This window comes from Gammaproteobacteria bacterium, assembly GCA_011375345.1.
Lineage (GTDB): Bacteria > Pseudomonadota > Gammaproteobacteria > DRLM01 > DRLM01 > DRLM01.
This window is the reverse complement of sequence record DRLM01000017.1, coordinates 54,030-66,695: the sequence shown is the minus strand read 5'-3', so window position 1 is coordinate 66,695 and position 12,666 is coordinate 54,030. Positions and strand designations below refer to the sequence as shown.

6 protein-coding genes and 1 pseudogene are annotated in these 12,666 nt (G+C 63.0%); 3 read left to right on the top strand and 4 right to left on the bottom strand.

The genetic code is table 11. From position 1 onward, the window contains the following. Positions 1 to 162: 162 nt before the first annotated feature. Both ENJ19_01585 and ENJ19_01580 read right to left on the bottom strand, forming a co-directional pair. Complete coding sequence (locus ENJ19_01585; protein ID HHM04420.1) at positions 163 to 4,665, bottom strand: tetratricopeptide repeat protein; 4,503 nt, start codon at positions 4,663 to 4,665, stop codon at positions 163 to 165. Positions 4,666 to 4,678: 13 nt separating this feature from the next. Continuing rightward, entirely contained in the window at positions 4,679 to 5,236 is a 558-nt protein-coding gene (locus tag ENJ19_01580; GenBank protein ID HHM04419.1) for an AraC family transcriptional regulator, read from the bottom strand. A gap of 703 nt (positions 5,237 to 5,939) precedes the next feature. Here ENJ19_01580 and ENJ19_01575 point away from each other — a divergent pair. Then, positions 5,940 to 6,830, top strand: coding sequence for a phosphatase PAP2 family protein (locus ENJ19_01575; GenBank protein ID HHM04418.1), 891 nt, complete (start codon positions 5,940 to 5,942; stop codon positions 6,828 to 6,830). A gap of 173 nt (positions 6,831 to 7,003) precedes the next feature. Here ENJ19_01575 and ENJ19_01570 read toward each other — a convergent pair whose 3' ends face one another. Further along, positions 7,004 to 7,876, bottom strand: a complete 873-nt coding sequence (locus ENJ19_01570; GenBank protein ID HHM04417.1) for a phosphoribulokinase — start codon at positions 7,874 to 7,876, stop codon at positions 7,004 to 7,006. 350 nt (positions 7,877 to 8,226) lie between these two features. Here ENJ19_01570 and ENJ19_01565 point away from each other — a divergent pair, with 350 nt between their 5' ends. After that, entirely contained in the window at positions 8,227 to 8,751 is a 525-nt protein-coding gene (locus ENJ19_01565; protein HHM04416.1) for a hypothetical protein, read from the top strand. Between the two features lie 493 nt (positions 8,752 to 9,244). On the opposite strand, the pseudogene ENJ19_01560 reads toward ENJ19_01565, so the two are convergent. Next, positions 9,245 to 11,281, bottom strand: a pseudogene (locus ENJ19_01560) (nitrite/sulfite reductase). 463 nt (positions 11,282 to 11,744) lie between these two features. Here ENJ19_01560 and cysB point away from each other — a divergent pair. Continuing rightward, complete coding sequence (gene cysB / locus ENJ19_01555; GenBank protein HHM04415.1) at positions 11,745 to 12,665, top strand: HTH-type transcriptional regulator CysB; 921 nt, start codon at positions 11,745 to 11,747, stop codon at positions 12,663 to 12,665. Position 12,666 lies beyond the last annotated feature (1 nt).

Genomic DNA, 12,666 nt, shown 5'->3' with positions numbered 1-12,666 from the left:
GGCGGGCCGCTGGCGGTTTCGTCTGTGGTTCCGGGGTCCGCCACTGGCGCCGGCGCTGCCGTTTCCACCGGCGGCGGTTCGGGCGAGGGACCGGGCCGGGGTGCGGCGCAGGCCGCCAGCAGCAAGGCTGCCGACGCGGCCCAGCCGGCAGGAAAAATCACCTTAGTAGATGTCATCGATGAATGCTTCTCCAAGCTCTTGTTTGGCATAACGGGCGGGTAACAGTTTCTTCAACTGGGCGAAGCTTTTCCGGACCCATTCGTCGTAGATGTCCTCCGCCGTCCGCCGGGCGTTGCTTTCAAACAGGCTGATGGCCTGCTCTTCGAAAGGGTACGCCTGTTCTTCCAGCAATACGTTGTACTGTTCCAGCTCTGTCGCATCCAGATCCCGGGGGCGCTCGGAGTTCAGAAGGTCGTGACTGAAGTCGGAATAAATCTGCCCGATGCGATAGGTGGAGGCGGTGGTGACTTCGGCCACGCCGTATTCCACCGCCCGCCGGTAGGCGGTCAGCGCCGCCTCCATTTTTTTGGTTTTGCGCTTGAGATTTTTCTCCAGGGGGTGGACGAGTTCGACTTTTTCAAATTCGCTGCGGGCGAATTCCGCCAGCTGATAAGCGGCGCGGGCCGCCAGCAAAATGGTGCGCGGCGAGCGCTCTTCGCCGCCGTTGCGGTTGGCTTTGCGGATGCGTCGCAGCCAGATGTTGCGGCGGCCCATGTCGCCCAGTTCCTGATAGATATCGGCCAGGCGCCAGCGGGCTTCGATGGCGTCGAGCAGGGGCGAGGGGTAGCGTTTGACGTAATCCCGGTAGACATTGCGGGCAGCCTTCAGCTCGCCGGCCTGGAAGTACAATTCCGCCGCCTGTAACAGCGCCTCCCGCCCCTCGCCGGCGTCCTCAGCCTGGCTGGACCAGGCCGCCAGTTCCGCGGCCGCCTCCCTCACGGCGCCGGTTTTCTGCAGGGCCAGAGCGAGCTTGATGGGAATTTCCCGGCTCAAAGCGTGCCCGGGGTGAGCTTTGCGGAAGGCTTTGAGTGCGGTGATGGCGGCGGGCCAGTCTTCCAGCGTCAGCAGGGCGGTGGCGGCATCGAACTGGGCGGTGGTCGCGATCTCTGTCCCGGGCGCCGCCTGGCTCGCCCGTTCGAAGTGCTGCACCGCAGCGCGCAACTCACCGGCTTGCTCGGCGGCCGCGCCCTGCTGGTATATGGCGGCGGCGAGCCGCTGCCGCAGGGCGGCTTCATCCACGCTGTGGGGCGCAAGCAGCCGGAGGGCCTGTCGATAGCTGTGTTCCGCCTCGGCGTAGCGGCCGCTGTCAAACTGAACGTGGCCCAGCACGGTCCAGCCGCTGCGACGCAGTTCCGGGTCGGCGTCCGGGTGCTGTTGCACCAAGGTGGTGGCCGTGCGCGCCGCGTCTTCGGCGCGTTTCAGCGTCCACAGATCCTCGGCGGCACGGGCGAGCACGGTGGGGGTGCGGGGGTCGCCGGGGTAAGCCGCGGTAAAGCGCGCCGCCGCCGCCAGTGCTTTTTCCCGCCAGCCGTTTTGGGCCTCGGGCGGGGCCGCCTGCTCCGTTTGCCGCTGGAAGGCCAGCAGGGCGGCGTAGGCGGCTTCTTTGCTGTGCTCGTGGGCGGGATAATCGTAGGCCACCTTGAGGTATTCGCCGGCCGCTTCATCGAACTTCCCGGCCTCGAACAGCAGCTCCGCCAACAGGAACCGTTTCGCCGCCGCCTCAGGGGCGTCGGGGAAGGCATCGAGGAAGAGGCGGTACCAGTGTTCGCCGTCCGCGAAGTCTTGTGCCGTACCGTCTCTTTGCGCCCTGGCGTGAGCATAGCGTCCCAGTTCGTCCAGATAGACTTTGACCTGTTCAAACACCGGGGCACTGTCCGCCGCCGGGTTGGCGGCCCAATAGGGACTGGTGGGCGCGTAGTGTTGAACGTAGAGTTTCTTCGCATCCAGTTCCCGGGCGGTGAACACCCCCCCTTCATGGTAAGTGGCAATGACCCGGGCAGCGACCGCCGGGGCCTGGGGATGGTTGGGATGGCGCTCCACAAAGGCGCGATAGGTCTCGGCGGCGTCTTCGATGCGCTCCTGTTTGAGATACAGCGCCGCCAGATCAGTGTACAACCGGTGTTCGTACGGACGTGGTCCCAGTTTTTCAAAAAGGCGCTCCAGGACACTGACGCCACCGAGCTGGGCCAGGCTCAGGCTGCTTACGCGCAGCACGTCGGAGACGAGTTCCCGGTCGCCTTCGTCCAGCGCTTCCTGTCCCTCGCCCAGCTTGGCGTCCAGCATCACCATGAAGGATTGCAAGGCGGCTTCCAGGTGATTGGCCTTGTACAGCGCCCAGCCGTGTTTGTAGAGGGATTTCTCGTAATAAGCTGATTCAGGGCCGCGCACCACCACCGCGCCGTAGGCTTCCGCCGCCTGTTTGGGCAGGTTGAAAGTGAACAGCAGTTCACCCCGGCGGAACTGTGCTTCGTCGTGGTAGCCGCTGTCGGGATAATCGCGGGTCAGGCGGGTCAGGGCGGCCAGGGATTTTTCCAGCTCGCCTCCGCGGTCGTGCGCTTTGGCCAACTGGTACAGCACCCGGTCGTTGCCGGGGCTGTCCGGCAGCGTCTGCAGCAGTCGCTCGTATTTGGCGGTGACCGGTTCGTATATGACAAAGGCCGCCGTGGTGTTGGGCGAGGATTTGTCCAGAAAGCGGTTGAAGCGGAATTCGGCGCGGATCATGGCCAGATCGGCGATGCGCCGCCGCGTGGCGTTCTTCAGGGTGCTGTCGCCGGGGTAGGCCAGAAAAGCCTCGTAAGCGGCGATGGCTGGATTGTAGTCCGCCTTGTCCCCGGCGTTTTGGGCCTGGCGGTCCAGAGATTGCGCCAGGCCGAGCTGGGCCTGGGCCAGCCGTTGCCGGGTCCGCTCCCTTTGCTTGTTCAGGGTCTGCCGCAGGCGTGTGACCAGATAGTCCAGTTGTTCCTCCGCCAGGTCCCGGGCGCGCTCAAGCAATGCATCCTGACGCGCCTTTAAGCGGGAGAAGTTTTTGTCGAAGCCCTTGAAGCCGCGGGTTGCGGCCTGGGCGCTGCGTTGCAAGCGGGCCTGGTTGCGGCCGGCTTCCGCCAGGGCTTTTTCAAGCTCTTCGATAGCCGCCCGGGTCTGGGCCACGCGCTCGGGGAATTGCTGGTGTAGCTGCCAGATGAACCGACCGCGCAGGAATTCGTATTTTTGGGCCAGTTCCTCATGATCAACGATGTAGCCCTTGAGGCGCGCCAGGCGGATTTCCACCCGCTCCAGCAGGCTCATGGTCTGCATCTGTTCGCTGGTGGCCAGCGCGGCGACGTCTTCGCTGGCCTGGGCCCGCGCCAGCGCTCTTTTGTACCGTTTAACCGTCTGGGCGAAACCTGCCTCATCCAGGGTGCGGGCGCGGGCCATGGCGCGGGGGGCCCGGTCCCAGTAGTCGGCCTGGCGCGCTTCCGCCAGATCGCGGTAGGCCACCAGATCGCCGCCCCAGGTTTCCAGGGACCGGATCAAGTACTGTGTGTCCCGGTAACTGCCCAGGGCGGCCTGGAACACCGGATCCAGCAGCGTGTTGACGGCCAGAATGCTCGGCGGCCCCGGGGGCAGTCTCTCCACCTTCCAATAGCGGCCCGCTTCTTCGGCACCGGGGTTGGCGGCCAGCAGGGCCTGGATGTAATCGGCCAGGGCGGCGTCGGTGCCCAGCTCCAACAGGGTCTTGTCGGTGGCGGCCAGACTGTCGAGAGCACGCCGGTACTGGCTCACGGCCTGGTCAAAGGCGCCGGATTCATAGCGGGCCCGGGCGCTGCCCAGCAGGGCTTCGTGGGTGACGGCATCGAAGGCGTTGCCCGTCGTCAGGCTGTCCCAGTGCTTGAGGGCGGCGTCATAATCCCGCTGCCGGAAGGCAGTCCATCCCAGGGCCAGCTGGGCCGCGCGATAGCGGGTTTCGCCCCTGCCCACCTGCGCCAGCCACGATGCGGCGCTGTCCGGCTGCCCGGCGCGCAGCAGGCGATACCCCAGGGCGGCATTCAAGGGACCGTGGTAATCCGCCAGGGCGGAGCTCGCGCCGGGCGCCAGGCTTTCAAGCAGCGTCAGCCCCTGTTCCTGCCGCCCGGCACCGAGCCGGGCCAGCGCCAGGTTGTAACGGGCCAGTTCGCTCCAGGCACCTTGCCCGCCCACCGCCTGGAAAGCCTTGGCGGCGTCCCCGTAGCGGCCGCTGCCCAGCATGAGCAGGCCGCGCAAGAAATCCCGCTCGGCCCGGTCATTGCCCCGGGGCAGATCTTTCAAATGGTGCAGCGCCCCTCGGGCGGCGCCCAGATCGCGTTCGAAGTAACGGTTCCAGGCCAGGCTCAACCAGCTGCGGGCGGGGATGCGCTCGCCCTGGCGGGCGGCCCGTTCCAGTTGTTCCACGGCAGCCTGCGGCAAGCCCCAGGCTTCGTACAAGGTGGCGAGGTTGAGGGCGACCCAGGGGTCATCGGCCGCCTGCGTGGACAGCCGTGAGATGGCGCTGAGGTAATGCTGACGGTAGAGATCGAAAGCCGCCTCCCGGCGCTTGAGATCCGCCAGGGAAGACGCCGCGGGAGGCGCTTTGGCAGCCGCTGCCGGCAATGCACTGGCAATGCACAGTACGGCGGCGCACCAGCGCTTGTTGTTATGGAGCTTGATCATGACAGGACCGCGACTATTCCCATTCTTTGAGTTCGACGCGGGGTTCACCGCCTTTGTCGGCGACGAACTTCATTTCGATGTGTTTGGGTGCCAGTTCCTTGTCGAACTGGCCGCTGACGCTGCCCCGGCTGACTTTGCCGGCGGCATTGGTGCTGGCGAAGGTGGCCGCAAACCGGTGCGTGCCAATGGGAAGGTTGCCGGCAAAGAGCTGCTGCACGCCGCCGCGGCGCAGGGCGGCCTGCTCGCGGGCGGTATAGATGTAATTTTTCACCGTGCGGTTGTCCACTTTCAGCTCCACGCTGTCCAGGGACAGGTCGCTCAGTCCGTCCACCGACACGTAAAAGTTCACCTGGGTGGAAGACGGGGTCAGAAGTGATTCCTGCAGTTTGTAAAGATCAGTGCTGAGATCGATAACGTCTTGTTTCAAGGACTTCACTTTGTCCTCGAGGCTGCGGAATTCCGGATCAGGTGTGAGGGTGAAGCGGTCCGGAATGTTTCCCTTTGGCGATTCGGCGGCGCCGGCCAGGGGCAGCAGGGCCAGCGTCAGTAACAGGACGATTAACTTTCTCACGGTGATACCTCGATGCTCAGCTGTATTCAGGTTCGCATGCTTCGACGGCGGGTGGATCGACGCGACCGGCGCGGCACGGTTGTCCGTTTCCGCTGCGCGGTTTTTTAAAGGCTCCCCCAATGTGCTTCAACCTGGCCGTCGGCGTCTTTGGCGCCGTCAGGCCCGCTTAAACGGCCGCGCCCGTCACGGGGCGGCGTTGGTTCGATGATGACTTGTACTTCGCAACATATCCTTGAAACTCTGACAAGTGAATCCTTGGTGCCATTGTTATCGACGCCGGCGGCGGACGACATAAGCGCATGCGACGGCAGCGCCCGGCGCCGGGATGGCCCACGGCCCGCGGGCGTGGCGACTGCGCTATGGGAGCAGGGAGGGAACGGCGAAAGCGGCCGGACAAATCATCAGGCCTGCGGCCTACAGAGAAACCGGCGGTGGGTTTGAGCGCTTGTCGCGGACAAGCGGCAGGCGCTGTCGTGAACCGTGGACAGGCGCCCTGATGACGTTCGTGCCGCGGGCATCGCCCGGGCGTAAGCGCCGTATCACTGTCCGCCGCGCTGCAAGCCGCGCGGGGAAGAGGTGCATTGAAGCTATTAGTGTGGCGTCCTGCCAAAGGGATCATGGCCTGTTCTAATAGTAATTGTTCCCGACACGGGGGCGTTTGGCTTACCCTTGCGACGTCGCGTTTGTCAGCGCGCTGGAAGGAATGCTATCCAGGTCGCGGCAACAGCATACACCAAATATTTGGCCAAGGGTACGCGGTGACGGACGTGTTAGACTTCTTATCCTCAAATTTTCCGAGGCGTCCTTTTTGTTGTCTTGCACATCAGCGCAACACCTCTTTAAACGTGTACATCTGGTACCACTAAGTGCATTGGCCCTGGCCGGCCTTGTGGCCTTGTCCGGCGCCAATCAGGAATGGTTTTATACGATAAACCGTCTAAGTGTTTATGCCTTCCCGGGCTTTTGGGCCAACTGGACGGTATTGGGCGACGCCCTGCTGGTCCTTGCCCTGACATTGCCGTGGGTGGGCCGGCGTCCCGGGCTGGTATGGAAGATGTTTTGCGCGGCCGTGGTGACGGCGGTTCTGATTCAAACAGGCAAAATCGTGTTCAATGTGCCCCGGCCGCCAGCGGTGTTGCCGCCGGAGAGCTTCTTTTCCGTGGGACCGGTGTTGTCTTCCAAAGCCTTCCCTTCGGGACACACCGCCACTGCCTTCATGTTTGCGGCAGTGATGAGCGCCTGTTTTCCCTCGCGGGGCTTGCGCATCGCCTTGCTGATCATGGCAGCCGGTGTCGGTGTGTCCCGCATTATGGTCGGTGTGCACTGGCCGCTGGACGTATTGGTCGGCGCCGCGGTGGGCTGGTGGGGCGCGCTGGCGGGAATGTGTCTGGCGGGACACTGGCGCTTTGGAATGACCCGCGCCGGGCAGCAGGTACTGGCGGCCTTGTTGGTTTCAGCCACCGTATACCTGCTGCTGCTTTACGACAGCCGCTACCCACAGGCGGCCCTGCTGGAGTTCATTGTGGCCGGGGTGGCGCTGAGCCTGGGTCTTCCCGGTGCCGCCCGCTTGTGGCGGCACCGGGTGACGCGGTGACTTGGCAACTGGTCGAAAAACCCCGTTTTTCAACCAGCTGGGTGCGGTGCAGAGCTGCACCGTCATGTGCAATGATGACAAGTCATTGCACAGGTGGGGCCGCCGCAAAGCGTGTTGGCGGCGGCCGGCCTTGAAAAAGGCCAGGAACCAGGAAGGCCTTTTTCAACATCCTGTTAGCCCAGCTTGCGTTTCTGCTCCATCATGTCATGGATGATGGGGGTGAGAATCAACTCCATGGCAAAGCCCATTTTGCCGCCGGGCACCACCAGGGTGTTGGGACGGGACATCCAGGAATCCTGGATCATGTTCAGGTAGTAAGGGAAGTCCTGCTTTTGCGGATAGCGGAAGCGGATGACGATGAAACTCTCATCGGGCGTGGGGATGTCCCGCGCGATGAAGGGGTTGGAGGTGTCCACCACCGGCACCCGCTGAAAGTTGATGTCCGTGCGGGAAAACTGCGGGGTGATGAACTGCACGTAGTCGGGCATGCGGCGCAAAATGGTGTCCACGATGGCTTCGGCGGAGTAGCCACGTTCGGCACTGTCGCGGTGGATTTTCTGAATCCACTCCAGGTTGACGATGGGCACCACGCCGATCAAGAGGTCCACCCACTGGGCCACGTCCACGCCCTCATGCACCACCCCACCGTGCAGCCCCTCGTAAAACAGGAGATCGGAACCGGCTTCCAGCGGCTGCCAGTCGGTGAAAGTGCCGGGCGCCGCGCCGCGCAGGGCCGCTTCTGTTTCATTGTGCACATAGTAGCGTTTTTTCCCGCCGCCGGTTTCGCCGTAGGTACGGAACAATTCTTCCAGCTTGTCGAACACATTGGCTTCGGGGCCGAAGTGGCTGATGGTTTTGTTTTCTTTGGCCGCTTCTTCGACGGCTTTTTTCATGGCGGCACGGTCAAAGCGGTGGAAGCTGTCCCCTTCCACCACTTCCGGTTTGATGCCCTCGCGGCGGAAAATGTGTTCGAAGGCGTTCTTGACAGTGGTGGTGCCGGCGCCGGAGGAACCGGTCACGGCGATAATGGGATGCTTTTTTGACATTGGCTGTGCCCTCTCTATCTCAGAAAAATCGCTGGACTTAAGGTCCAAGCCCGGCGGGATGTCGGCCATCGCCGGCTTGGCACTGACATACAGAAAACCGATGCGCCTGAGAGCCGCGCGCTCATTCTATTGTGCCAGGCGCTGCAGCGCTCCCGCCTTGTCAGGCGGCGCTGAAACCTCAGGACGCGCGGTGGCGGCAGAGCCGGCAAGTATACGCGACTCAGCGGGCTTTTTCCTCGCTGAGGCCGGGCAAAGTAGCATGACGGGGCCGCATGCTTGATCTCTCCCCGCTTCCGGTGCCATCATTCCGACTCTTAAAGGATTCGCGTGCTGCGGGAGGGGGACCAGAAATGCGCGATCGTCGCACAATCAAAACAACAGGCGTGGCCTTGTGGGTGGTCTTGCTGGTGGCAGGCTGCTCTTTGAGTGGCACGTCCGTCAATGTGCGCCACCATCTGGTCAGCGGCCCGGCGGCGCCGGCCGTTGCGACGGTCTATTTTCTCCGTCCCCAAACCGAGCGGGCCATGGGCTTTTCCGACAATGCCCTGAAAATCGCGGTGGACGGCGATCATCTGCTCGATCTGGCCAAAGGGGATTACACCCTGATCTACATGCACCCCCGGGTGGAGGTGTCTGTGGAGCTGGAGAATAAAACCGAGGTCGGGCCCTTTTGGAAGACAGCAGTGATGAAAAAACGCTATCCCTTCACCTTTGAGGGGGGGGGAACGTATTTCATCGTCGTTGAGCCGATCAATGGGGAGTTCCGCGGGGTGTTCTTCAAAGCCCGCTCAGTGGACCGCTTCACCGCGAAAACACTGGCGGAAAACATGCGCGCCAGCGGCGTGCCGCACAACGCGCTGCTTTCCACTCTCTAACAGGGTGCTGCAAAAGGCCTCCTGGCCTTTTGCAAGGCCGGCCGCCGCGTACGCGGTTTGCGGCCGCCTCACTGTTCACTGACTTGCCGTCATTGCACGTGACGGTGCAACCCTGCACCACACCGCTGGTTGAACAACGGAGCTTTTCAACAAACTGCCAAAGCACAGGGAACGGACCCGCTTGCGGCACCGCCCGGTTCTGTTGTTTTCCCCTCGTTGTTCAAGAAGCCGAGGCCTGGGCCTGTCCTTCTCCCTTGCGTACCCGTATGCGGGTGGCCGTTGCCTCTTCCGTTACGCTTACCACGGTGTGGCCGTCGCTGGCCAGGCTGGATTTCACCTGCTCCGACGGGTCACCTGAGACGAACAGGAATTCCACTTCTTCACCCGAGCGGTGGTCGCGCAAGGCGTTGCGCGCCTTGATGTAGTGCAGCGGACAACCATAGCCGGTAAGGTCAATCACCGGCGCGGTGGCAGGGCCACCGGTGTCCAGGGTCGGCAGGGAGGCGGAAAGGTCCAGTTGCTGGTCCACCGCCTGGCAAGTGGCCGCGGCGTCCAGCATCCACTGGTCCATGCGGACGGACAGGGCTTTCATGGCGTGGTCCTCGAAATGCTGGCGCTGCGCGTTCAGGGCGGAGACGAGTTCGGCCAGCTGAGCACCCAGAGAGTTGTCGGGCAGGGCTTCGGCGAGCAAGGTGGCCATTTCCGCCAGGCTCCCGGGCGCTTCCCGGCCGGCCAAGAACAGCACCGACTGGGCCAGCAGGCGCAGCATCTGCTCGGCGCACTCGATAGCGTCCTCGGGCTGGCGCTGGAGGCGGAAGGCGTCGCGGTAGCTGCGCTCATGGGCGGCCTCGGCAAAATTGGCGGATACCAGGCTCTGCGCTGCGCCGGCACACTCGCCGCCACCCAGTTGCAGGACGCGGAACTGCTCTTCTTCGCCGTGATCGCGGGCCAGGACGGTGACCTCGCTCTCTGCCACGGTTTTGAGATCGGCCAGGAGTTCGGTCACGTGATCCATGCCGCGGCGGCGCAGCCAGTGATAGAAGCTTTCCTCACCGTTGCGGTCTTCGCGGTAGTGGCTGCTCAGGCGTGCCACGGCCTGCTCGATGCGCATGACCGGAATGGAGGGGCCCTTCAGCGCCAGCCCCCCTCCACTGCGGCCGTCGCCACCCAGGTACATTTGATAATGAGGGACGAGTTTGCCGTGCAGGCGTTTGCCCTCGCCGTAAATGCCGATGTCCCCGGTTTCCGGCTGGGCGCAGCCGTTTTGGCAGCCGCTGACGCGAATGCGCAAATCCAGGGGACCAGCGCTGAGTTTGGGGGCGATCACTTTCGACGACGTAATACCCAGACGGCAGGTGGACGTGCCGGGGCAGGCAACGATGTTGTCGCCCGTTTTCGGCTCGCCCAGACCCAGCGCGGTCAGGCCCTGGCGCAAGGGATCCAGTTTGATTTTCGCCACCCCCACCAGCATGAGCTGTTGGTCTTGGCTGGTGCGGATTTCCTTGATGCCGTGGTCCGTCATCAGTTGGGCAATGCCCCTGAGCTGCGGCGCCGTGATATCGCCGGTGGGCAGGCTGATGGGGAGCACGAACAGGCCCGCCTGCTTTTGCTCCAGAGTGTGGCGGGGCGCGCCGGGCAGGGGCAGCTCACCGGTGGTGGCGCCGGCCTGCCACTGGCCCTTGGGAGTATCGTAGTCGGCATAGGCCACCTTGGTACGGGCCAGTTCCTCGCGGTATTTCTCCAAAAAGCCTTCGGCGCCGAATTTGTCTACCAGGAATTTGATTCGGGCGCGGGCGCGGCGCTTGCGGTCGGAATATTTGTTGTGCAGGGTCAGCAGGGCTTCCATGGAGGCCAGCAGATCGCGCTCTTCGATGAATTCTTCCACGGTGATGGCGTGCCGGGGTTTGTGACCCAGGCCCCCTCCGGCGAGGATTTTGAAGCCGAAGCGGCCGTTGTTGTTCACTGCCACCACGCCCAGGTCGTGCATCAGGCCCTGGGCGCAATCGGTCTCGCAGCCGGAGAAGCTGATTTTGAACTTACGTGGCATCTGCTGGGTGAGGGGGTATCGCAAAAAGCGTTGCACAGCGCCCATGAGGTGGGTGGTGATGTCGGTGTGTTCCCTGGGGCACACCCCGGCCAGGGGACAGGCGGTGATGTTGCGGACGGTGTTGTTGCAGGCCTCGCGGGTGGTGAGCCCCGCTTCACCCAGGGCGCGCATGACCACTGCAGTCTCCCGTATGGGGACATGGTGGATTTGGATATCCTGGCGCGTGGTGACGTGGGCGCAGTCGTGTTGGGAGTAGCGCTCCAGGCAATCGCCGATCACGCCAAGCTGCGCCGCGTTCAGGCCACCGCCGGGCACTTTGATACGCACCATGTGCACGCCGTCCTGACGCTGGCCGTAAATGCCGTGCTGCAAACGGTAGGACATGAAACGGTCGCCGTCCATGCGCCCGTCCATAAATGCCTCGACCGACTCTTCATAGCGGCTGATTTCTTCGTCATCAACCAGGTTGGTGTTCGCGTTCATAATGTTGTTCACGCCCCAGGGGCGTTACTCTCCTTCATCTTCATCTGGATCTTGTTGCCACAACGCAGATTATTGACCCGGCAATCAAACAGCTCGTCCTGGGCTGTTTGATGGTCACCTGCGAATCCGCCCGCCGTTTGGCAACATGGCGGGTGTTTCGCGGGCTCCCAGTGGCTGGCCCCAATGGCGGCACCTCCCTGTGCCGCGACGTTCACCCGACAATGGTTGTGTTGCCGGCTTGAAAACGCCGCTGGACAGCGTGCGGGCCGTGGTGCGAGCCGGAAATTGTAATTCACAGGCGGCTGCTGCCCAAAGCCTCAGGCTTTGCCCCGCAAGGGAAAGCGGTCTGTCGGACATGCCGGAAAAGACAATACGCCCATTGAGCCGGTCACAGTAACAAGGCTTGTATAGTATGAAAAATAATATAATCTTATAGTTTAATCACAATTGGGTATATTTTGCCATGACCCTGCGCCAATTGCGTTACATCGTGGAAGTGGTCAAAAACGGCTTCAATGTATCCCAGGCCGCGGCCAGCCTGCACACCGCCCAGCCCGGCGTGAGCCATCAGATCCAGCTTCTTGAGGATGAACTCAAGGTGCAGATCTTCGAGCGCAAAGGCAAGCGTTTGATGGGGCTCACCCACCCCGGCCGGGCGGTGGTGGAGATTGCCGAACGGGTGCTGGGAGAGGTGGATAACATCAAGCGGGTGGGGGATGAGTTTTCCAGCGAGACCCGGGGCACCTTGTCCATTGCCACCACGCATACCCAGGCCCGCTATGCCCTGCCGGCGGTGATTCGAGCATTCACGCAGCGATACCCCGAAGTGCGCCTGGACATCCATCAGGGCAATCCGGCCCAGGTGTCGGAGATGGCCGCCACGGGCAGCGTTGATTTTGCCATCGCCACGGAGGCCATTGAGCAGTTTGCCGAGTTGGTGATGCTGCCCTGCTACCAGTGGAACCGCTGTGTGGTGGTACCACCGGGACATCCCCTGACGGAGGTGAAGCCGCTCACCTTGGAGGCCATCGCCCGCTATCCCGTCGTCACCTACGATTTCGCCTTCACCGGGCGATCAAAGATCAACAGCGCCTTCGAGGCCAGGGGTTTGCAGCCCAATGTGGTGCTGACGGCCATCGATTCCGATGTGATCAAAACTTATGTGGAACTGGGGCTGGGGGTGGGAATACTGGCGAAAATGGCCTACGACCCGAGCCGGGATGCCCACCTGGTGGCGCTGGATGCGGCCCACCTGTTCGAGCCCAGCACCACCCGTATCGGCATCCGCCGGGGGCGCTTCCTGCGTGCCTACGCCTTCGAGTTCATCCATCTTTTCGCGCCCCATCTGGATCGCGATGCCATAGTGGCGGCCTTGCAACAATAGG